This window comes from Streptococcus infantis, from assembly GCF_018499575.1.
In the GTDB taxonomy this organism is placed as follows: Bacteria; Bacillota; Bacilli; order Lactobacillales; family Streptococcaceae; genus Streptococcus; species Streptococcus infantis_K.
Genome location: NZ_JAHDAP010000002.1, coordinates 228,948 through 252,315, shown reverse-complemented (window position 1 = coordinate 252,315; position 23,368 = coordinate 228,948). Strand labels below are relative to the sequence as shown.

General features: G+C 41.1%; 13 protein-coding genes. 1 reads left to right on the top strand and 12 read right to left on the bottom strand.

Annotated features, from left to right (window positions below):
- Positions 1-44: 44 nt before the first annotated feature.
- Positions 45-896 (top strand): MurR/RpiR family transcriptional regulator, encoded by an 852-nt coding sequence (locus KJR31_RS07230; protein WP_214262728.1) that lies wholly within the window; start codon positions 45-47, stop codon positions 894-896.
- Positions 897-1,011: 115 nt separating this feature from the next.
- On the opposite strand, the gene KJR31_RS07225 is transcribed toward KJR31_RS07230, so the two are convergent.
- The 12 genes from KJR31_RS07225 to recG all read right to left on the bottom strand — a co-directional run bounded on the left by KJR31_RS07225 (position 1,012) and on the right by recG (position 23,364).
- A complete protein-coding gene (locus KJR31_RS07225; RefSeq protein WP_214262727.1) occupies positions 1,012-8,115 on the bottom strand; it encodes an alpha-L-fucosidase in 7,104 nt (2,367 codons plus the stop codon).
- Positions 8,116-8,426: 311 nt separating this feature from the next.
- The gene (locus KJR31_RS07220; protein WP_214262726.1) at positions 8,427-9,311 is read right to left on the bottom strand and encodes an ROK family protein; all 885 of its coding nucleotides are present in this window, start codon (positions 9,309-9,311) and stop codon (positions 8,427-8,429) included.
- A gap of 15 nt (positions 9,312-9,326) precedes the next feature.
- Positions 9,327-10,244, bottom strand: a complete 918-nt coding sequence (locus tag KJR31_RS07215) for a dihydrodipicolinate synthase family protein (RefSeq protein WP_214262725.1) — start codon at positions 10,242-10,244, stop codon at positions 9,327-9,329.
- Positions 10,245-10,406: 162 nt separating this feature from the next.
- Entirely contained in the window at positions 10,407-11,057 is a 651-nt protein-coding gene (locus tag KJR31_RS07210) for a YesL family protein (protein WP_214262724.1), read from the bottom strand.
- A gap of 20 nt (positions 11,058-11,077) precedes the next feature.
- Positions 11,078-11,530, bottom strand: coding sequence for a YhcH/YjgK/YiaL family protein (locus KJR31_RS07205; protein WP_214262723.1), 453 nt, complete (start codon positions 11,528-11,530; stop codon positions 11,078-11,080).
- A 258-nt stretch (positions 11,531-11,788) separates the two neighbouring features.
- A complete protein-coding gene (locus KJR31_RS07200) occupies positions 11,789-12,628 on the bottom strand; it encodes a carbohydrate ABC transporter permease (protein ID WP_004250812.1) in 840 nt (279 codons plus the stop codon).
- A 16-nt stretch (positions 12,629-12,644) separates the two neighbouring features.
- Positions 12,645-13,511 carry a carbohydrate ABC transporter permease gene (locus tag KJR31_RS07195; protein ID WP_053092415.1) on the bottom strand — a complete coding sequence of 289 codons (867 nt, stop codon included), beginning with the start codon at positions 13,509-13,511 and terminating at the stop codon, positions 12,645-12,647.
- A 233-nt stretch (positions 13,512-13,744) separates the two neighbouring features.
- Positions 13,745-15,064 (bottom strand): ABC transporter substrate-binding protein, encoded by a 1,320-nt coding sequence (locus tag KJR31_RS07190; protein ID WP_214262722.1) that lies wholly within the window; start codon positions 15,062-15,064, stop codon positions 13,745-13,747.
- A 116-nt stretch (positions 15,065-15,180) separates the two neighbouring features.
- A complete protein-coding gene (locus KJR31_RS07185) occupies positions 15,181-15,879 on the bottom strand; it encodes an N-acetylmannosamine-6-phosphate 2-epimerase (protein ID WP_214262721.1) in 699 nt (232 codons plus the stop codon).
- Between the two features lie 290 nt (positions 15,880-16,169).
- Positions 16,170-19,709: an SIALI-17 repeat-containing surface protein gene (locus tag KJR31_RS07180; protein WP_214262720.1), complete on the bottom strand. Its 3,540-nt coding sequence runs from the start codon at positions 19,707-19,709 to the stop codon at positions 16,170-16,172.
- Between the two features lie 347 nt (positions 19,710-20,056).
- Complete coding sequence (locus KJR31_RS07175; protein WP_214262719.1) at positions 20,057-21,040, bottom strand: acetylxylan esterase; 984 nt, start codon at positions 21,038-21,040, stop codon at positions 20,057-20,059.
- 308 nt (positions 21,041-21,348) lie between these two features.
- A complete protein-coding gene (recG, locus tag KJR31_RS07170) occupies positions 21,349-23,364 on the bottom strand; it encodes an ATP-dependent DNA helicase RecG (RefSeq protein ID WP_214262718.1) in 2,016 nt (671 codons plus the stop codon).
- Positions 23,365-23,368: the final 4 nt, after the last annotated feature.

Sequence of the window (23,368 nt, the reverse complement as noted above, 5' to 3'; positions counted from 1 at the left end):
GATTTGTCAAAGTAATTTTGGCAAATAGCTATAAAAGGAGTCCCATGAATAAGCAAGATATTTCTACAATCATTGACCTTCACTTTGAAGAGATGACCGATTTAGAGCAAGAAATTGCCCGCTATTTTCTGCAGGCAGATACCATAAATGATGACTTATCCTCTCAACAAGTCACGCAAAAACTTCATATTTCCCAGGCGGCGCTCACTCGTTTTGCCAAGAAATGTGGTTTTAAGGGCTACCGAGAGTTCATCTTCAAATATCAACAACAAAAAGACACTCTTTCTGCTCCTCAACAGGATATGAATCCTTTGACTCAAAGAGTTCTCAGAAGTTATGCAAACCTGCGAGAAATTTCTCAAGGATTGATTGACGATGAGCAATTGGAACGTGTGGCTCAGATGATTGACCAATCAGAACGCGTGTATTTTTTCGGAACAGGAAGTTCTGGTTTAGTTGCACGTGAGATGAAGCTACGTTTTATGAGATTGGGTGTCGTCTGTGAAGCCTTAACCGATCCAGACGGTTTTGCCTGGACGACTAGTATCATTGATGAAAAATGTTTGGTCTTTGGTTTTTCCCTCTCAGGAACAACACCGTCTATCATAGACAGTTTATTAGATGCCCAGGACATGGGAGCCAAGACGGTTCTATTTACAAGTGCACCGAATAAGGATACTCAAGCATTTACAGAAACAGTATTAGTCGCAAGCCAAAGCCAGGCCTCTTATATCCAACGAATCTCTGCTCAGATTCCAATGCTGATTATCATTGATTTACTCTATGCTTATTTCCTAGAGATTGATCGCGAAAGTAAAGAAAAAATCTTTAATAGCTATTGGGAAAATAATAGACTGAATGGTTATCGTAGAAATACAAGAAATAGAAAACCCTGAAATTGAAAACAATTCAGGGTTTTCTGTTTGGAATAACGTTATCAATAAAAGAAGGAGTCCACGATGGGACTCCCTTTTTTTGTGTTTCAAAACACGTTCTTTGATTTAGTTTCTGCTAATCCTTCATCTCTTTTTTGAAGAAGAATAGCATCATTCCTGAAACTAGAGTGAGGGCAGGCAAGAGAGCTGAACTGACTTCTTCTCCTGTTGCTGGTAACTGTTTGCTAGCAGAATCTGCTACAGTTCCCTTCGCCTCTAGCTTGTCTTCTCCCATTGGTTGTGGTGCAGGAGTTTCTACATTTGTTGGTGCATCTGATTGAGGTGCATCTTTGTACACTACTGCATAGACACCTAAATGTGGAGCTACAAATTCAAGGGATGAACCTTTTTGTTCAAACTTCACTTCCTGCAATTCTTGATTTGCATTCATGGCATAGACATTGGCTACATCTGACGCCACAGTGACTTGAACAAGGGCTACACCTTTCAGTTGAACGAGTTCGCCTTTCTCATTTTTCAATTGAACTTGATAAGCATCGAAACGTCGACCTTCTAGAACCTGATCAGCAACCTTATCGACCTCTAGAACAGAACCTCCATTTAGGTCCCCTTCTCGGGCGATCAGTTTCAAGTTAGTTGAAGAATCTTTCAAGACCTTCAATTTGCTATCAGTTGATGGAGTTTCTTCCTTAGTACCAACCTCAATAATGCGATCTTGGGCTTCCTCACGTTCTACTTTAACAACCTTACGGTTGCCACCATCGACTTCTACATAAGTAGTCACTTGACCTTCTTTTCCTTCAGAAATGACTTGTTCCTTACCTTTAGCCAAATTAGCATTCTCACGGCGAACAGTCTTGAAGGCAATTGGTTCTTTCTCTACTTTTAGATTTGGTAGGTTAAAGTCCAGATTCATAACGCCTTCTGTCGGCATAGCAGTTCCTTCTTGAGTACCTACTTCAACGATGCGGTCTTGAACTTCCTCACGTTCAACCTTAACAACCTTACGATCGTTGCCGTCAACTTCTACATAAGTCGTTACTTGTCCGTCTTTTCCTTCAGAAACGACTTGTTCCTTACCTTTAGCTAAGAGAGAATTTTCACGACGAATCGTATTGAAGGCAATCGGATCTGTCGTTACTTCAAGGCTTGGTTGAGTTACACTCAATTCTTTAACACCTTCAATTGGAAGATTTGAATGTTTCACTTCCTCTTCTGGCTTACTTGGTTCTTCTGGTTTGCTTGGCTCTTCTGGCTTACTTGGCTCCTCTGGTCTCGCAGGCTCTTCTGGCTTACTTGGCTCCTCTGGTCTCGCAGGCTCTTCTGGAGCTGGTTCCTCTTTTGGAGTTGCTTGAAGCTTATTGATGGATACCAACGCGTCTTGCAAGGCCTTATCTACTGCATCCTGAGTTTTGGCTTCTTCAATAGCAGCTAAGGCTTGTTCTGCTAGTTCAACTAGTTTCTTCTTAGCTTCCTTGTCATCACCCAACTCAGCTGTTTTACTTTTAATGGCTTCGGACAAGCTTGCCATAGCTTTATCGTAGTCAAGCTTAGGCTCTACTGGTTTGCTTGGTTCTTCTGGTTTTGCTGGTTCTTCTGGTTTTGCAGGTTCTTCTGGCTTGCTTGGTTCTTCTGGTTTTGCTGGTTCTTCTGGCTTGCTTGGCTCCTCTGGTTTTGCTGGTTCTTCTGGAGCTGGCTCCTCTTTTGGAGTTGCTTGAAGCTTATTGATGGATACCAACGCGTCTTGCAAAGCTTTATCTACTGCATCCTGAGTCTTGGCTGCTTCAATAGCAGTAAGAGCTTGTTCTGACAACTCAACTAGCTTCTTCTTAGCTTCTTTATCGTTTCCGAGTTCCTTGCTCTTGTTTTGAATAGCCTCTGCCAAACTTGCCATAGCCTTGTCGTAGTTTGGTTCTTCTGGTTTTGCAGGTTCTTCTGGAGTTGGCTCTTCTTTTGGTGTCGCCTGAAGACTATTGATAGACGCTAAAGCTGCTTGCAAAGCTTTATCTACTGCATCCTGAGTCTTGGCTGCTTCAATAGCAGTAAGAGCTTGTTCTGACAACTCAACTAGTTTCTTCTTAGCTTCTTTATCGTTTCCGAGTTCCTTGCTCTTGTTTTGAATAGCCTCTGCCAAACTTGCCATAGCCTTGTCATAGTTAGGTTCCTCTGGTTTTGCAGGTTCTTCTGGAGCTGGCTCCTCTTTTGATGTCGCTTGAAGACTGTTGATAGATGCTAAAGCTGCTTGCAAGGCTTTATCTACTGCATCCTGAGTCTTAGCTTCTTGGATGGCTGTCAAGGCTTGCTCTGTTAATGCAACTAGCTTCTTCTTAGCTTCCTTGTCTTCCCCGAGTTCAGCTGTTTTTCTTTCAATCGCTTCTGTCAGACTTGCCATAGCCTTGTCGTAGTTAGGCTCTTCTGGTTGGGCTGGCGTTTCTTCGACACCGTAGTTCTCTTCCTTATCAAGGATTGCTTGCAAGGCTGTTACTGTTTTCAGAACTTCTTGTGCATTCGCATCACTTACTGAAAGTTGCTCAGATAGTTTGTCCAAGTTTGACTTGAAGGCTTGACGTGCCTCTGGAGTATTCTTCAAGCTTGTCTGGTCAAACTTAACCAACTCATCCTTCCAGCTCTTCATGGCTTGGATTAACTCTGCTTTGGTATAAAGAGCACTAGCTTCACCATGAGTGATGAACTGGTCAACTTGGATACCAATATTTCTCGTAGTATCATTACGTTTTGGATCCAATTGCAAGGTTACAGCATGCCAACCTTCTTCAAGTCCAGTCAAACGAACGAGAGTCTGACCACCTTGACGGGTAGTAGCTGTACCACTGAAGTACTTCTTGCCGTTGTATTCAGACGCATTCCCTAGACCATCTTGATACTCGACTTTTCTACCGTCTAGCGTTACTCTGTAGATACCATGTCCTGGATCCACATATCCTTTGATCTCAAGACCTGTTCCGTAGAAGTAGGCTGTTACACTAGCATTTTTCTTTTGCTCGTCATTCAATCGACCGAATGATGCCCAAGACTCAGTGTTTTGGTATTTACCTGATGAATTGGTTTCATGGTGCCAACCTGGGCTATAGTCAAGCTGAGTTGCTTGATCGTCATAGCTTGTCTGGTCTTTTTGGAGTAGTTCTGCCTTCATCACTTGAATCGTAGCTTCTGAAGCAAAACCAAGGAGGGCATTATCAGAAACGCTAGTCATTTTCACTTTGAAGTCAAAGATTGAATCAGCTTGCTCTGTAAAGTCAATTGTTGGAATCGTGATTGTTTTCTCAGTTTCACCATCTTGGAAAGTCAAGTCAGCTGTTGTGTCCTTGTACACTTTACCATGAACCCCTGTTCCTGGTTCTGTTACAACATGGACTGTTGCTGTTCCTTTGCTACCACCAACACGCTTAATGGTTACAGTAACCGGTTGACCTTTTTGAACTTCATAAGTTGTTTCTTTCATCTCAAACATACCTTTGCCGGCATTGTTAAGAGTGTAGATACCTTCAGTCGCAATAGGTTTACCAGTCTTGTTAACAAGTTTGATGGTATGTTCACCTGGAGCCAAATCATCTGTTTCATAAACCATCTGGCTACGTTTACGAGATGCATTATTGGTTTGAACGTCTGCAACCTTTTGACCATCCACGTAAACTGACATTTCACCGTGGTTTGGATCCACTGTAGATACTACATATGCTTTTGTTCCAGTGAAACGGTAGGTGACGCTAGCATCTTTTTGGTTTGTCCACATAGATGTTCCGCGGATACCTTCAGATTCGTCATACCAAGTTGTATTTTCTTTATCAGCTGTTGTATTTGAATGGTAATCCAATCCTAGAGGGTAGCCGTCTGTTTTCTCAATACTGCTTGGTGTCTTATAAACAGAGAAGTTTGTCAAAATAGGTGTCGCTTGTGCACCAGTAATGGTCACGCGAATCTTTTGTGCTTCTACTGGTTGACCTTGGATAAGGCGACGATAACCAACAGTTGACCCTTCCCCGTATGGTACCCAACGTCCATTGAGCTCAACTTCAACCTTGAAGCCAGAGATACGTTGACCTTTAGCGATATCTTCTTTGAGTTCGACTACGTCAAAGCGTCTCTTTTGACCAAGATCGACAGTAAATTCACCCGTTTTAGCATCATTTGCTGGTGCCCAGCTGGTATCATCCTTACCATCTGTTAGGTGGCTTGCTTGATACAAGTGATTCTTACGAGTAGAGCTTGCAGTAACTGTTGCACCCTTAGCGAAATCAGTCGCATACATTTGATCCAAGGTTGCTCGGAATTCTTTCAAGCGGGCGACATCTGCATCTGCGAATCTACCTTCTTTATTTGGTGGAATATTGAGTAGAAGTGGCGTTCCACGACCAACAGACTTGAAGTAAATATCCATCAAATCTTTGATTGATTTTGGTTGTTGATTATCATGGTAGAACCAACCTGAACGGATAGAAACGTCTGCTTCACCGACTGAGTACATATCTCCTTCTGGATCCCCATGATTGAGATAATCATTCTTCACATCGTCGGTGATTTTAGCTTTCTTGACTTTATGCCAAACTGGATCTCCAGCGATTCCACGTTCATTACCAATCCAACGGACGCTTGTCGGTTGAGCAGAGAAGATAGCGATATCCCCTTCAGCTTTCTTGATGTACTCGAACCACTTGTCAAAGGTATAGGTTACTTTTTGAGCTCCGCTACCACGCGCACCGTCCATCCATACTTCGATGAATTTACCATTATTTCCGTATTTAGGATTGCCAAGGATTTCCTTGAGTTGGTTAAGGTAGTATTCGTTGTACTCTTTTTCAGTATTCACGTGATAGTTTGGATTATTTGCATCCCATGGTGATAGGTACACACCCATATTCATGTCATACTTAGTTGCTGATTTTGAGATTTCTTCAAGAAGGTCACCCTTACCATTTTTCCATGGGCTAGCAGCTACGGTATGTTTTGTGTATTGAGAAGGATAGATGACAAATCCGTCATGGTGTTTAACGACCATAATTGTTCGTTTGAATCCGGCATCCTTCAATGTCTTAATCCACTGGTCTGTATCAAGGTTCGTCGGGTTAAAGTTTTGAGGATTTTCTCTACCGTTACCCCACTCAGAGTTAGTATAGGTATTCATACCATAGTGGATGAAGGCAGCCAATTCTTCCTTGTGGTAGTCCAATTGAGCCTTGCTTGGAAGTGGACCGTAATCAGCAATCTCTGTTTCTTCATCTTTTGGATCAACCACTGGAGTTACAGGAGTTGCTGGTTTTGGATCTTCAATCTTTTCGTATTCAAAAATAACTTCATTCACCCCTTTATGCTTGATAGTTGCTTCTTGACTTGCATTTACTGCACGATAACCTGCAATTTCTTTGGCTTGGAATCTATGAACAAAGGAAACATCGTATTCCTTACCTTCGTTATTATCCACATCTGCAGTTGTCAACTCTTTATCAGAGTCTTTCAAGCGATAGTGAACTTCAAAAGAACCTTTATTCACTTTATAAACTACCTTGATGACACGAGTTCCTGCAGGAGCCTTGCTCACAACACTATAATCATCTTCCCAAGCGTCTTTCAATTGTTTATTGATAGCTTTGCCATCAATCGATACAATCTCATATTTTTCTTTATTCTTCTTGAAGAAGTCAGTCTTTTCAATTTCTGTTTTATAGTTATAGTTGAATTGAGCGCCAACTTCTGCCTTATCTACAAACGTATCGTTTTCTTTGACTAGATTATCATTTTGGTCCACATGTTCGATAACTACTCGGCCATAGTCAACGCCTTCAACTAAGGTTGCTAGACCACTGTTGTCAAAGGCATACTTGTTTCCGCCAATGACAGCTGTTGTATTTCTGAGCAATTGTCCCTTCGAGTCAAAATAATAGCGATTATCGTTATCGCCTTGGTACCAACCTTCTTTGACACCGTACTTGTCAATGATTTCTTTGACCCATGCCAGTTGTTCTGGAGACAAGACAAGACCTCCACCGAAGCGATCTTTTTCAGCAATGTTCATATTGTCAACAGTCCCACGTTGGTGAATACCGATAACTTTACCATCACCGTTGATGATACCGCCACCAGAAAGACCTGATACAGAAGTCAAACGATAAGTGACACCAACAGTTCCCTTATCATCATATTTTTCAGTACCTTTAACAACACCGTCAGCCTTATACAATTGGCCAGGTACAATTGGTTCCTTCAATTCTGGTGAGCTTGAGTCTGTAGGATAACCAATCGTACTAACAGGTTCTCCCGCTTTATACTCTCGATACTCTGCTAAAGGAGTAAAGGTTGCAGCCTTATTTGGGCTTGCAATCTGAAGTGGTATAGGAGCTACAACCAAGGCTAAGTCATTCTTGTAACCTTCACCAAACTTTTCTTTATTCCAAAAATGAATATCTTTTTCCTTAAACAAAATATCCTTTCCTGAAGTTGGTAAAGATCTTTCTTTTGGAGTATTAGAGCCGACATTGTAGTAGAACTTAGCGGTATCACCACCTAAGATATGACCAGCATTGGTTTCGGCATCCTTCTTCAAGAAATTATGAGCCACTGTCAACATGATATTTGGAGCTACAAAGATACCAGAACCTGAATTGAGGTAACGCTGAGTTCCACCGTCTGCTAGAGGTGAACTGAAAATTGTGTAAATCATGGTAGCTGATGTAGCAGGTTGACCCTCATAATTGATATGCTTAAGGTCTTGACCACCATTGATAATAGCTCTATTATCTTTCTCAACTTCAGTTGCATTTGATTCTTCAGCTTTTAAAATACTCTTCGTTTCTACTTTGGGGCTATCCTTTTCTGATACAATAGCTGAAGTATCCAATTTTTTCACTGGTGTATCAGGATAAGCACGGTCAGGAATCTCTGCTGGTAGTAAATCGCCAGCTTCTTCAGTAGTTTTAGTTTCTTCTGTTACTTTTTCCGTAGCAGGAGCTACTTGTTCAGCTACATCTTCTTTAACAGGAGTCGCTACTTCTTTAGTTTCCTTAACTGTTTCTGCTTTTTCTTTATCAACATCGATTACTTCTTTTGCTTGACCTTCCACTTCTAGTTTTGGCTCTGTTACAACTTCGTTAGCAACAACATTTCCAGATGCAAAAAAAGCTAGTCCAACTGCCACAGAGGCTACACCAACCGTTAGTTTCCGAATACTGAATATTCGACTTCTTTCAAAAAAATACCGTTTCATCAAATTCTCCTAATGAACAAAAGCAGTCCGCTACTGCAAGAGCCCAGTTTCTGCTGGCGACAATTTTATTTCTCAGTACCTACTTTAAAACTCTTCTTCCTCCCACTCTTATCTTCTGTTTAAATTCATTTAGAAATCGCTTACATTTTTTCTGAATAAAAAAATGACTTGATTTTACAAACGCTTTTTCGAGATTTCTCAGTATAATAAATATACTATATTATCTCAAGAAATGCAAGGGCTTTCAAAGTTTTATTAAAGTTTTACCTAACTTTTTCCCTGTCAAAAAACCCTAAATTGGCAAAGCCAATTTAGGACTGTTTGGTTCTAAAATGATAATATGCGCCGAGCATGCCAGCAGTATTCTGATGGTGGGCAAATTCAAGACGAGTCTTGTCTGCCAAACTTGGAACAAGTGCATCTTTCAAAGCCTTACGAATTTTAGGTTTCAGAATAGCTTCTTGCCCCATAATGCCACCACCTAGGATGACAACTTCTGGATTGGCTACATAACAAATATTGGCGAGCCCCTTTCCAAGGTAATCTACCATGCGGTCAATCCCCTCCATACAGAGTTTGTTTCCCTCGGTTGCTTCCTTGAAAATCCGGCGGCCATTCCACTGTTCTACCTGATCACCATGTGCATCAGCCACATACTTAACAAGTGCTGTTGTAGAGGCTAAATCTTGGAAGTCTCCATCTTGCATATGCAGGTAACCAACTTCACAGGCAGAATTACTAAAGCCATGGAAAACTTGCCCATCAATGATTAAGCAACCACCGATACCAGTTCCGATGGTCAAACATAGCGTTATTCCTGCACCTTTTCCGGATCCAGAAACAGCTTCTGCTAACCCTGCACAGTTAACATCATTCTCAATCTCACACGGAATTCCAAAACTTCCTTCAATTTCTTTTTTAAATTGAGTTCCAGCATAATTTGGAATCTGTGGACCAGCATAGAAAATCTCACCCTTATCAGGGTCAACCATTCCTGCAGAAGAAATGGCGACGCCCGACACTGGACCTTTTTCTAGATAGCCAGCTACGATATCTTTTGTTTTCTGTAAGATGTGTGGACCGCCCTTATGAGCCTCAGTCGCAACTTCGTGAGACTCTACCAGTTGTCCATCTTGGTCAATCAAACCGTATTTGATATTAGTGCCACCAATATCAATTGCAACGTAATTAGTCATAAAGCCTCCTATTAATTAGAGGAAACGCTCCTTAGTTTCACGAATCAATGCCGCAGCTGCTTCAACAACTGGACGATCTTCTTCGGTCACTGGTGTAAGTGGAGAACGAACTGATCCGATATTAAGTCCTTCATTGATTTTCAAAACTTCCTTGATCACACCGTACATATTCCCGTGAGCTGCAGTCAATTTACCGATGATAGCGTTGATAGCATATTGCAATTCACGCGCTGTTTCTAGGTCTTTATCCGCAATCAATTGGTTCAGTTTCAAGAAGAGTTCTGGCATAGCACCATAGGTACCACCGATACCAGCTTTTGCTCCCATGAGACGTCCACCTAAGAACTGCTCGTCTGGACCATTAAAGACGATATGGTTTTCACCGCCAAGGCTGACAAAGGTTTGGATATCTTGAACTGGCATTGAAGAGTTTTTAACACCGATAACACGTGGGTTTTTCAACATTTCTGTGTAAAGACTTGGAGTCAAAGCGACACCTGCCAACTGAGGAATGTTGTAGATAACATAGTCTGTATTTGGTGCTGCTGCACTGATATCGTTCCAGTATTTAGCAACTGAGTACTCAGGCAAACGGAAGTAAATTGGTGGGATTGTTGCGATAGCATCTACTCCCAAGCTTTCAGCATGGCGAGCAAGCTCAATACTGTCTTTGGTATTGTTACAAGCTACGTGAGCAATGATGGTCAATTTACCTTTGGCAACTGCCATAACTTCTTCCAAAATCAATTTGCGGTCTTCTACACTTTGGTAGATACACTCACCTGAAGAACCATTAACGTAAAGTCCTTGAACACCTTTATCAATGAAGTATTGTACCAAGGCACGAGTACGTTCTGGGCTTACTTCACCCGCATCATCATAACATGCGTAGAAGGCAGGAATGACACCTTCATATTTTTTTAAATCTGACATAGATTTCTCCTAAGATTTCTTTTTTCTGCTTTGAGCAGATGATTTTTACTATTTTAGTATACACCTTGTAAAAAGCGCTTTCAATACATCTCAGCCACTTAGATTTTAATTTCTATTCATCTCCCATAGCTTTTCTTGTTTGAAAGTAGTTTCATGTCGTTTTCAATCTGCTTGATATTTAGCAAACAATTTTTCCATTAATCCAGCTTGGCAAAAGGCAAGAAGACTAAAGCCAAAGAGTAGAAATGCTGAACCACCAAGCACTAGAGTAAAGCCTGATAGATAGAGAAGCATAATAATTAATAAAATAATCGCAAGCATCAAGAAGAACCAAACGAAGTTAAAACTGACCAGAAGTAAGCCCTTTTGGAGCACTTCTTTCCAAGTTAATTCATAGCGTGCAGCAATTGGATAGCTAGCCAACATAACTAGGGTTAAAAATATCAGAATTCCCAAGCAAATAGCTTTAATGAGCTGAAAGGCAACACCAGTTTGACTCCAGAATAGTGATAAGTCAATTACACTAATCAAAAAGATTCCTAGTTCCAGCAAACCTAACTGGAGACCTAATTTCAAATTTTGCTTGAAGGCTCTTATATAAGTTTTAAAAACAGGAATACGACGGCTGCGCTTCACTTCAAAGATTGTCTGATAGAGACTAATTTTAGCTACTCCAATAGTCACAATAGGCAAACAAGACACAACAAAGAGTAGGTTAACCGTCACAATATCTAAAACCTTCTCGCAAAAACGCATAAGAAAATTATCCGTATCGAAAGCCGCTTTTATCAATCCAGATCCTTTATGTGCCATTGTTTGCTCCTCCTAACTGACTAATCGATTAAAATTTTAAATAAATATTTGCGAACTGTATCTTCCATACCTGCATAACCGTTAGGCTGATGAGGTTCTCCTGGGAAAAAGACTGCAAAATTGTGATATCCCAACAAAAGTGGGTATTGTTCGTGACAATGAACAAAGCCAATATCACTGGCTTTATCAAAGGCTACAGCCTCATCTTTGATGCGAGAACCGTAGCTAGAATACTCATGTCCTTCAACTAACAAATGCAAATCTGCATAGTTTTTATGATGCTCAAAGCGATCATTTTCTTCTTTGTTGAGAACATTTTCCTGTACAACTAGGAAGACCTTATCTCCATCAATATCGTATTTGCCTAATTCAAAGCTATCCTTACGATGGTCATAGAGATAATCAATAGCCTTGTCCAGATTTGGGTGAATTCCCTTGTAAAAGCTAATGTTTTTTAAATCATCAAAAATCATAGTAATTTCCTTTACTTGATTGTTATCTTCAGACACAAAATGTCTAGCCAGTAAGTTTATAAGTGTCTAACAAAACTTCATGAAGTAACCAACTCCTCTCCATTTTGTAGACACTTATAACCCTATATTGTAATGCGATAGATATATTTTTCTATACTCAATGAAAAATTGAAGAACAAACTAGGAAGCTAACCGCAGGCAATACTTAAGTATGGCAAGGTGCCGCTGACGCAGTTTGAATTCGATTTTCGCAGAGTATTATCCTTTAACAGCTCCCATAGTAATCCCTTGAGTAAATGATTTTTGGAAAACTAAGAAGACTGTTACGATTGGCACAGCTGCAAGAGCAGCCCCTGCCATTATTAAACCATAGTTGGTTGCCATTTCAGCCTGCATGGTCGCAACCCCTAGTGAGATAGTCAAGTTGTTACGAGAAGTCAACATAACCAACTGCATGAAGTAGTCATTCCATGTATTGATGAAGGTGAAGATTGCAAGAGCTGCAAATCCTGGTTTCACGATTGGGAAGGCTACGCTCCAGAATGTACGAATCTCACCGCATCCATCGATTTTGGCAGATTCAAGCAATTCTGTTGGAATATTTTCACTGAACTGTTTCATGAGGAAGACCCCAAATGGCCATCCAATCAAAGGCAAGATAACTGCCCAAAGCGTGTCATGGATTCCCATGAAGTTAACGATACGTACCAATGGCACAAGGACAACTTGTTTTGGAAGAGCCATGGCAGCGATAAAGATAGCAAAGAGGATGCGTTGTCCGTAGAATCGTTTCTTAGCCAATACGTAACCTGCTAGGGATGAAGTTGCACAAACCAAGAACATGGTTACCAAGGAAATGAAGACTGAGTTCCACATCCATTGTAAGGCTGGGTTTTGCACCATCAATTGTTGGAAGTTCTCCATAGTTGGAGCTTTCGGGAACCATTGTGGTGGAATCATAATGGTATCCGGTTGTGATTTGAATGCACCTGTCAAAATCCAGTAGAATGGAAAGATAAACAGTACAGTCAATAAAAGCAAGAAGATGGTTGAAATAACAGTGAAGGCTGTTAAAGGTTTCTTTTGTGTAGATTGCATAGCTGTCTCCTTTCTATTAGTATTCTACGTCGTTTCCAAGTACTTTAAATTGAACAAAGCTGACAATTGCGATCATAACTGCCAAGAATACACCAATAGTATTGGCATAACCATACTCAGTCAATTGGAAGGCTTTCTCGTATAGGTAGTACATAAGTGTACTTGTTGAGTAGTTTGGACCACCTGAAGTCAAAAGCTGAATCAAAGCGAAACACTGGAATGAGTTGATGGTTGTGATGATCGCGATATAAAGAGTTGTTGGAAGGAGGCTTGGCCATTTAATCTTCCAGAAAACTTGTAACTCAGTTGCTCCGTCGACACGCGCCGCTTCAACAAGAGAGTTATCAATATTACCCATTGCAGCGATGTAAAGAATGATTGGTTGACCAACTGATGTTGTCAAAAGAATAATCATAATCGCCATCAAAGCCCAGTTTTTATCTCCTAACCAAGAAATGTTTTGGCTAATGATATGGCTTGACTTAAGCACGAAGTTCAAAATACCTGATAGAGGATCGTAGATCCATTTCCATACTACTGTTACGGCAACACTACCTGTTACTACAGGGAGGAAGAAGACGAAACGATAGAAGGATCTAGCAACGGCATTTTGTTGGTAAGTTTGTGATGCCACAAATAGTGAGAAAAGTACAACGACTGGTACAGATCCGATAACTAAGATTACGGTATTAATCAAAGATTTTGTAAAGACAGGGTCTTTAAACATGCGGATATAGTTGTCAAGTCCCACAAACTCAAAGCTAGTCATCGAGTAGTTAAAGAAACTAGTGATGAATCCCATGATCATTGGAGCTAGGACGAAGACGGTAAAGAAAATTAATACTGGTGCTAAGAAAGCATAAGAAACAATTGTTTCTCTCATGCGAATTTTATTGACTTTCACAGTTGGCACCTCACTTTCAAATAGTTTTTGTTTTTCGACTGTCATCTGACATTGATCTAAAATCAGAATGAAATTCTTTTAAAGATTTGCCAATGTAAGAACTTCATTTTAATTTTGACCTGTCAGTTCCTTACATTTTTTAAATAAAACTCCCCCTTTTCGTACACAGTTATGCACAGGGAAAAGGGGGGATTTTACTTTTTATTTAGGGCTTATTTTTTAGCTGCTTTTTTGATTGTTTCATTCGCTTTTTCAGTGAATGTCTTCAAAGCTGGAGCAGGTTCTTCGTCACCATTAGATACTGATTGCAACATTGGGAACCAAAGTGTTCTCATTTCAGCAAATCCGTCAATTGTGTTGTAGTATGGAGCGTAGTATTGAGTCCAACCACTGATTGTTTCCATACGTTTGTCATCGTAAAGTTTACCAAATGAAGTACGAACTGGGAATGCTCCTGTGCGAACTACGTCTTTAGGACCCCACTCTTTATCATCAGCCATAAATTGGATGAATTTCTTAGCTGCAGCAATTTTCTTTTCATCCTTGTTGTTAAATACTGCAAATCCGTTTACAAGGTATTCAAGAGATGGTTTGCCTGAGTCAGATGGGAATGGTACTTCAACCACTTCAACTTTACTTGCTTCCAACAATTTAGCTTGGATACCGTTTTGAGCTGGAGCCCAAAGGAGTGTGTATGATGTTTGACCGTTTGCAAAGTTTTGGATGTCTGCTCCACCGTCATATTGTGAACCGTTGTTCAACAAACCTTCTTTAATCCAGCTTGATGCTTTTTCAAGACCTTTAACAAACTTAGGATCGTCAGTTGTGTATTTAGTAACTTCTTTGTCTGTTACAGAACCGCCGTAAAGGTTAGCGATGAAGGCACGTGTTCCTTGGTCTCCCCCTTGACCAGAACTGAACAATGAACCTGGAGTGTAGCCTTTATCTTTAAGTGCTTTCAAGACTTTTTCGAAATCATCTGTTGTCCAACCTTCTTTAACAAGGTTAGCTACACCAGCATCCTCCAACATTTTCTTGTTCATAGCCATGTAGAATGGTGCTGAACTGATTGGATACATGTAAGCTTTATCGCCAGCTTTACTTGCTTGGATGATGTTTTCGTTGTTAACATCTTTCACAAATTCGTCTGTGAAGAGATCGTTCAACTCAGCCAATTTACCATTTTTACCGTAATTGATGATACGACCTGGTGCGTCAAAGAGTACATCTGGAGCAGTTCCAGCTTCAATAGCTGTCGTGATTTTTTCAGGTCCAGACTTGAAGTCGATTGTTTCTAATTTAACTTTGATATCTGGATTTGCTTTTTCGAAAGCTTCGATGATAGATTTTTCATAAGTACCTACACCGTCACCAGATTTTTCTTGAGTGAAGACTGGGAAAGCCCACCAAGTGATTTCAGTTTTCCCTGAATCCGCTGCAGCGTCTTTTTTAGCGTCTGATTTGCCACAAGCAGCAAGAGAAAGAACAGCAGCACCCGCAAGTACTGTACAAGCTAGTTTTCTAAATTTCATTAGTATTCTCCTAAATGATGATAAGCGTATCCGAAACGGATAGTGAGCATTGACAACTTTGTATACGTTTACATTTTATTTTACGAATCAACCACTCTCCTCGTATTTTAATTGTCTTATTTGAGACCTGCAACAAATCGTTCCGTGATCTCTTTTGGTCTAGTAATAGCGCCACCAACTACGATGCCTCGCACTCCGTAACCTAGGATTTGCTTAGCCTGTTCTGGTGTATGAATTTTTCCTTCTGCGATGACGTCCACCCCTGCGTCGCAGAGTTTCTTGATGAGTTCAAAATCTGGACCATCCACTTTTGGACTATAAGATGTGTAGCCTGACAAGGTTGTTCCAACAAAGTCGATTCCTGCCTCAACTGCTGTTAGGCCTTCTTCAAAGGTACTTGTGTCAGCCATCAAGAGTTGATTTGGATATTTTTCTTTGATTTGACGGATAAAGTCTTGAATCTCTAGGCCATCATGGCGTTCTCTCTTCGTACAATCAAGAGCGATCACCTCAATGTCAAGAGCTGCTAATTCATCAACTTCTTTCATAGTAGCAGTGATGAAGGGTTCCTGTGGTGGATAGTCACGTTTGATAATTCCGATAATTGGAAGATTTGTGACCTCTTTGATTTCCTTAATATCCCGAACACTATTTGCTCGGATACCGACTGCTCCACCTTGCTCAGCCGCTTTGACTAGCAAGGGTATTACACCTCCCGCTTCTGTATAAAGCGGTTCGTGAGGAAGTGCCTGACAAGAAACGATGATTCCATCTTTAATCTGCTCAATCAAAGCTTCTTTGCTAATTTGTGGCATCCACTTTCCTCCTTTTCTTTTTTCTTATGAGCCTATTATATATCATTTTTAAAGCGCTTTCAAGAACTTGTACTAGAATAGATTGAAGTTTCAAAACAATTTTATGAAACAGAATCTCCTGAAAGTAGTTTCAGAGAGAAACACACGACTTTGAATCGCCTTCCATCCGCTTATTTCCACTAAAATCTTCGCTTTCTGCAAATAAATAGCCTGTAACGAATAAACGTTACAGGCCCTTCTAATATAAGTCTAAACTTTTTTATAGAGACTTTTTAGATTCAATGTTGCCATTAATCTTCTTTTTTCTTAGCTATTCCAAACAAACCGAGGAGAATTCCAACCATTCCTACAGATACTAGAGGAGTTGAAACCTCACTTCCTGTTGCAGGGAGAGTTGGTTGTTGTGGTTGAGCTGCTGGAGCTTGGTAAGTCTTATCTTGTTGCGCTACTAGCGTTACAAGCGGTTGTTCTTCGCCCTTATATTCTGAAAGTTCAGTCTTAGCTGCTTCATCTGCATTGACGCCACCTGTGAATTCTGGGAGTTCATGCTTAAGGGCTTGAACGGCATTTGCTCCACCTGTGAATTCTGGAAGCTCATTCTTGAGCGCTTCAACTGCGTTTACTCCGCCTGTGAATTCTGGAAGCTCATTCTTGAGCGCTTCAACTGCATTTACTCCGCCTGTGAATTCTGGAAGCTCATGAACCGCAGCTTCGACTGCATTGACACCACCTTCGAATTCTGGAACTTCTACTGTTGGTGCTGCTTCGTCACCTACTGTTGCACTAGGAGCAGTGTATTCAGGAAGTTCAGCCACAGTTGCTTCATCGTCATTGACACCGCCTGTGAATTCTGGAACTTCTACTGTTGGCGCTGCTTCGTCCCCTACTGTTGCACTAGGAGCAGTGTATTCAGGAAGCTCTGCTATAGCCGCTTCCTCGCCATTGACACCACCTTCGAATTCTGGAACTTCTACTGTTGGTGCTGCTTCGTCGCCTACTGTTCCAAACGATTCAGTGTACTCAGGAAGCTCTGCTACAGCCGCTTCCTCACCATTGACACCACCTTCGAATTCTGGAACTTCATGGATTGCCGGTTCGTCACCATTAACTCCATTCGTAAGTTTAGTACCTACCACAGATACTGGTAAGTTATGCATACTTTCAATTGCACCCGCTTCAATAGCTTTAACTTTTTGACCGATATCTTCAGGAGCTATCGTAAATAGGAGAGTCTTCGTATCATACTGAGTCATGAAGGTTGCAGTCTTACCATTAGCTAGTTTGAGAGTTGGAGCTTGATTTACCAAGACTTCTGAATCAAACTCCATAGCAATAATGCCTGGCCATTTTTCCATAGCCTGTGTCACTTTCACTTCTTTAGGAGCAAGTCTCTCTTTAGTTAGGTAATCCCAGTTGAATTTCTTGAAGGATAGAGTATAAGGATTGCCACCCGCTTCATGATGTTCGTACAAGAGACCAAATTCTTTTGGACCGATTTGTTGAAGTGAGTTATAAGCATACTCACCTTCTTGAATCAAATGATGATGCAACCAAGTCAACTCGCCATCTTCTTCTACGCGAGCCACTCGAATATGGCCATTCTTACGACCTGGTCCATTAGCATTGGCTAGAAGGATATACTCTTTACCATCTTGAACTGTGTGAGTTGCCGCCATTTGAACATAAACATCTGTGACATCTGAATAGCGTTTCACATCTTTTTCCCAAGTTGCTCCACCATCTTTACTTGTTGCGACCTGCAAATCTCCTGTCAATCCACGCATAAAGAGTTTCAATTGACCATTGTTCAACTGAACAACAGAAGCTTCTGTATTTTGAGCGTAGTAATTCTTCATGTTGCTTGAATCAACTACTGTGCCATCATGAAGTGTACGGTTGTCATTGACACCGCCACCCATATGCCAAGTCTTACCATGGTCATCTGAATAGATAATGCGAGATGATTGAGAACCGTCGAGGTGGTGGGTTCTGTTTGTCGTATAGACAGGGACAACAATCCGACCTTTATGAGGTCCATTCTGGAGGGTAATTCCCACTCCAGGTCCCACACCTAAGAATTTCATCCAATCAGCTTTGACCATTGGAGTAATATCTTGTGGTGCAGACCAAGTCTTCCCATCATCATCACTATAAGACATCCATAGGTAGCTGTCTTTAGCAATTCTAAATGGAGAAGTTTTATTGCTTGTAAAGTAGATATTTCCTAGTAACTGCTCACCTTGATAAAGGTCACCTTTATCGCTATATCCAGGCTTAACAGGATTTACAACAACTCGGTAATCCGTTGCCTGACCATCTGGTGTGTAGACAAGCCCATTTTCACGAATCGTATAGGCTCCATTTTCTCCTTCACGGTATAGAATTTGATAAGTTTTTCCATCAATTTCCTTATAGGCAACTTCTCTTTCAGAAGACATTCCAAAGATCCCTTTACCTTCTGGGAACATATCATAGACTGAGAAGATTCGTTTGGTTTCCGTATCTTGAACCAAGACCATGTCGATATTTACTGGCGAACCGATGTTTGGATCTTTGGCTTTTGGATTGTCACGTAGATTCGTAAGAGTGATGCGATCGCTCCATGTTTGACCCTTATCTTCACTTCGTTTAACGACCATACCGATATCACCCCAGTCATAGTGGTGTAAGCGGCGTTCGTCAGCTCCAGCAATCAAAGTTCCCTTGTCAGTCTTCAGGAGGGCTGGAATACGATAGCTGTTGATACCATCTTGATTTGGCTGCCCATTTTTACCTGCCGTAAAGACATCTGTTTTTTTAGAAATTTCAGCCCCTTCTGGAAGTTCTTGCCCCAAGTCTCCTCTTTCAAATAATTGACTTCGTGTTCGAACTTCATCTTGTGTTAAGGCGCGGTCATAGACTGTTAAATTACGAACTTGTAGATTTGAGCCCCAAACTGTCTTGCTTCCTCGTTTGGTCGCTCCGATTTGAACGTGGTTAACATCTGGCATATCTTTGATGAATTTTCCAGATTTTAGACTTGTTCTGGATAAGACACCATTTACATATAGACGAACTCTTCCGGTAGGAACTTCAGTTGTTGGTTTTTCCACAGTAAAGGTAACTGAATTCCACTGACCAGGGCGAACCTTTAATGGCGCATCAGTGTATTTATCATAGAATTGTGTACCATTTGCATCACGTCCTTCGATAAGGGCTGTGTTATCAAAGACTGACATGGTAAAGTACTCATTTTCCTTGGTATCACTTGATACAGAGAAAAGATTGTAGAAACGTGGTGCCGATGCATCTGGTTTGAACTCCATATGCACTGTTGCATCTTGAAGTTTCTTGAGTTTCTCTAAGTCACTTGTAAGATCATCTCGCTGATTATTTTCTGAGTTAATAGTAACATCATTTTTTTCTACGACAGTGTTAACATTTTCTAATTCTCTTGAGTAATAATCCCTAGCAATTGCTCCTTGGTTCTCAGTCTCTTCTGCATTTCCAGTTTCTGCAGCTGGAGTCTCTGCTGGAGTTTCAGTTTCTGTTGGTTTTTCAGAGCCCGGATTTGCTTGCAACTCCTCACGGTTAACTTCTGTTCCTTTATCTGTCGCTGTTGCCAACTTATCAGCAAGTTCCTTATCTAAGTTAGCTAGATTTCCTGTTTCTACTTCTTTTGGCAATTCTGGCAAAGCTTGTCCAGCTGTTTCACCACTAGTTGCTGGAGCTTCTTGAGCTAAAACTGGTGAAGCTCCAAAAACAACTGCTCCAATGACTACCGATGCAGCTCCTACTGTAAACTTTCTAATTCCAAAACGTTGTTTCCGTTCAAAATCTCTCTGTGTCATAATTTTCCTTTCTTTTTACAAAAAAATAAAGCGCTTTCTTTTTTACTTAAAAATTTTTGCCTCCAGGGCATATATCGTGTAAAGAAACTGTATTATTGATGGGTTTTCCCATTCTTTTTCATCTGAAATGCGGTTGCTTTTATTTACTTCCTTCCAGTAAGCAACCATTTTACTCCTTTCAAATTGATACTACACTTATTATATAATAAATCTTCCAAATTTTAGCCTTAGTAATCTATAATAGAATTTACTTTCAGATATATTTCTATGTTTCAAACTTTTTGAAACTACTTTCTGTACTCCTCAACAAAGAAAGCCCTGTTTTAGCAAGGCTCTTTTTCATTTTTTTAATGACCTATATAGGTAAAGGGAATCTCACTACCACACAACCAATTGTAGACTTGGTCGTTAACATGGACATTCATAGCCTCGTGGGCATATTCTGGCATGAGACGATAGCTCTTCTCACAAGCCAAACGATTGTAGATAGCAAATTGAGTAATCGGATAGCAGACATCGTCATCAAGCCCGGTAATCATTCTCACCTCACCTTTGATTCGATGGGCAAGATTTTTCACATCAATATAGCCAAGTGTTTCCATGATTTGCTCTTCTGTCTCATGGAATGGATCATGAAACTTAAAGTATCGAAAGAGTTCATCATAGGCTTCACTCGTATTTCCAATCTCTAGCACGCGTCTAAAGTCTGACAAGAATGGATAGATGGCAACTGTTCGCTTGATACGTGGATTGAGACCAGCAGCCACTAAAGCCAAGGCTCCTCCTTGCGAAGCTCCATAACTAACCAGTTGTTCTTCATCTACTTGCGGGAGACTAGCTACAATCTCAATCAATTGATAAATATCAAGATAAACATCCTTATAAAAGAGTTGCTCTTTCCCTTCAACAGCACCACGGATGATTTGTCCCTTAACTGTATTTCCCAGCGGAGAACGCAAACCATCTTGTGAATAACCAGACTGCCCTCGGACGTCCATAGATACAACGCCATAACCAGCGACCGTAAAGGCTAACATATCTGTCCAATCCCAGCAACGTCCCATATAACCATGGAAGTGGAAAATGACCGGCACTTTCTTTTCTGATTTTGGTAAGACGACACGCGCATAAATAAGGCCATCACGGGTACCTTTAAAAGTAAGCTCGTAGCATTTCACATTTGGGATATGAAAGTCACGTTTCTCTAGTTGGTATTCTGGCAAGACCGAAACCTTCTCAATCTCACCATCCCAAAAAGTATCAAAATCTTGAGGAACTTCATCTCTCCCTCTGTAAGTTTTCATTTCTTCTATTAATGCTGGATTTCTCATAGAATTCTCCTTTGTTTTGTAACCGTTATCATAACTGTAGCACATATGGAGAAGCAATGCAAGAAAGAAAGGAAAACGGAAAGTGGATTTAATGTCTGACCCCTGCAAGAATCCCTCTGAAAGTAGTTTTAAAAAATAAAAAGAGCGATTTCGCTCTTTTCTTAGTATTTAGGAGAAGGTTGAATTTCTTTTTGAAATGTCTTTTGGTAAGTCACTTTAATAGTCATGAGAGAGTCCTCGTTTCTTTTTGATGACTCTAGTATAGATACTCACCCTAAAAGCAAACTTATATTTTTCTTAGAAAAAGCTTAATCCAGGAATTCTTTTTTCTCTAGATGCAAGGCAATCATGTGCCATTCTGAATCCTCTCTCCAATTTGGGAGGGAGCTGATATAGCTAGCTACCTTTCTGGCTTCCTCAAGGATCGGGAAGTCTTCAATAATATCGGCCACATGAAACTCTGGTAGACCCGACTGTTTGGTCCCAAAGATTTCTCCAGAGCCTCGCATTTTCAAATCTTCCTCCGCAAGAACAAAACCATTGGTCGTTTCTGTCATAATACGCATGCGGTCTTTCCCAGAATCAGTCTTAGGATTAGCAACGAGAACTGCGTAGGACTGCTTGTCACCACGACCTACACGCCCTCTGAGCTGATGAAGTTGACTAAGTCCAAAGCGATCGGCATCCATGATAATCATGACCGTCGCATTTGGCACATTGACCCCAACCTCGATAACTGTCGTAGAAACCAAGATATCTGTCTTTCTCTCTTTGAATTCCTGCATAATCTGGTCTTTTTCATCACTCTTCATCTTCCCGTGTAAGAGAGCAACTTTTGCTTTCCCTGCAAAATGAGTCGTCAACTCTTCTGAGAGTGCAATGGCATTTTTAAGATCCAGGGCTTCAGATTCTTCAATCAAAGGAGAAATAACATAGGCTTGAGAACCTTTTTGAATCTCCCCTTCCAACCAAGTCAAAACCTGGGGCAGTTGCTCATGCTTGATCCAACGTGTCACGATGGGTTTACGTCCAGCTGGCATCTGGTCAATAATGGAAACATCCATATCTCCAAAGGCTGTGATGGCTAAGGTTCGTGGAATCGGAGTTGCCGTCATCATGAGGACATCTGGATTTTCTCCTTTTTCACGTAAAATACGCCTTTGTCCCACACCGAAGCGGTGTTGCTCATCGATGATAATCAAACCGAGTTTAGCATAGTCCACCCCATCCTGTATAAGGGCATGGGTACCGATGATTACATCAACATCGCCCTTAGCAATGGTCTCTAAAACCGTTCGTTTTTCTGCCGCTTTTAATGAACCTGTTAGGAGAGCTAGTTTCAAATCAGGAAAGAGACTTTCTAGACTTTCAAAATGCTGCTCTGCAAGGATCTCGGTCGGAACCATGAGGGCAGCCTGATACCCTGCCGTCACAGCAGCATACATGGCTAGACCTGCAACCACTGTCTTCCCGCTTCCTACATCTCCTTGCAAGAGTCGATTCATGTGATGGTCCGACTTCATATCTGTCAGGATTTCTTGCAGGCTTTTTTCTTGGGCTTGGGTCAAAGCAAAAGGTAACTGTTCTTTTACTGCCGTTAGTTTTTCCTGAGACCAATTCAGAACCAAGCCACTTCCATGAACCTTATTTTCAGACTTGAGGGTCTGTAATTGCATTTGGAAATAGAAGAGTTCCTCAAACTTGATTCGACGAAGAGCCTGTTTGTATTCAGCCAAATCCTTGGGAAAATGCATGGCACGAACAGCCTGACTACGGGGCATGAGTTTGTATTTGTCTAACAAGGACTGGGGGATATTTTCCTCTATCAAGAGGTCCAATCCCTGATCAAAGGCTGTCTTGATGACTTTCACAAGTCCTGCTTGACTGACGCCTTGCGCTAGACGATAGACAGGTTGGAGGTCATCCTCTACTTGAGCTAAAACCTTCATGCCTGTGAGGCTAGCCTTGGCACGATCCCACTTACCAAAGACAGCTAGTGTCGTACCAAGCTCTATCTTGTCTGCTAGGTAGGGTTGATTAAAAAAGTTAACCGCAAAAACAACCTCTCCCTGCTTGAGACTAAAGCGTAGACGATTGCGCTTAAAACCATAATATTGAACACTAGCTGGCGTCACCACCTGACCAGACAGAACTGCTTTCTCGCCATCTTCTAGTTCTAGCACCTGCTTGGTTTTAAAATCTTCATAACGGAAAGGAAAGTAGAGCAAGAGATCTTGCAGGTTTTCAATTCCTAGTTTGGCATATTTCTCTGCTGATTTTGGTCCCACGCCAGGCAAGACATGCAAGGGTTGATGTAAATTCATGCTC

Bases quoted from the DNA above. Each gene is read 5' to 3' on its own strand.
- KJR31_RS07205 (WP_214262723.1), bottom strand. From the start codon at position 11,530: ATGATTTTTGATGATTTAAAAAACATTAGCTTTTACAAGGGAATTCAC.
- KJR31_RS07180 (WP_214262720.1), bottom strand. From the start codon at position 19,709: ATGACACAGAGAGATTTTGAACGGAAACAACGTTTTGGAATTAGAAAG.
- KJR31_RS07230 (WP_214262728.1), top strand. From the start codon at position 45: ATGAATAAGCAAGATATTTCTACAATCATTGACCTTCACTTTGAAGAG.
- KJR31_RS07190 (WP_214262722.1), bottom strand. From the start codon at position 15,064: ATGAAATTTAGAAAACTAGCTTGTACAGTACTTGCGGGTGCTGCTGTT.
- KJR31_RS07175 (WP_214262719.1), bottom strand. From the start codon at position 21,040: ATGAGAAATCCAGCATTAATAGAAGAAATGAAAACTTACAGAGGGAGA.
- recG (WP_214262718.1), bottom strand. From the start codon at position 23,364: ATGAATTTACATCAACCCTTGCATGTCTTGCCTGGCGTGGGACCAAAA.
- KJR31_RS07195 (WP_053092415.1), bottom strand. From the start codon at position 13,511: ATGAGAGAAACAATTGTTTCTTATGCTTTCTTAGCACCAGTATTAATT.
- KJR31_RS07210 (WP_214262724.1), bottom strand. From the start codon at position 11,057: ATGGCACATAAAGGATCTGGATTGATAAAAGCGGCTTTCGATACGGAT.
- KJR31_RS07185 (WP_214262721.1), bottom strand. From the start codon at position 15,879: ATGCCACAAATTAGCAAAGAAGCTTTGATTGAGCAGATTAAAGATGGA.
- KJR31_RS07200 (WP_004250812.1), bottom strand. From the start codon at position 12,628: ATGCAATCTACACAAAAGAAACCTTTAACAGCCTTCACTGTTATTTCA.
- KJR31_RS07225 (WP_214262727.1), bottom strand. From the start codon at position 8,115: ATGAAACGGTATTTTTTTGAAAGAAGTCGAATATTCAGTATTCGGAAA.
- KJR31_RS07220 (WP_214262726.1), bottom strand. From the start codon at position 9,311: ATGACTAATTACGTTGCAATTGATATTGGTGGCACTAATATCAAATAC.
- KJR31_RS07215 (WP_214262725.1), bottom strand. From the start codon at position 10,244: ATGTCAGATTTAAAAAAATATGAAGGTGTCATTCCTGCCTTCTACGCA.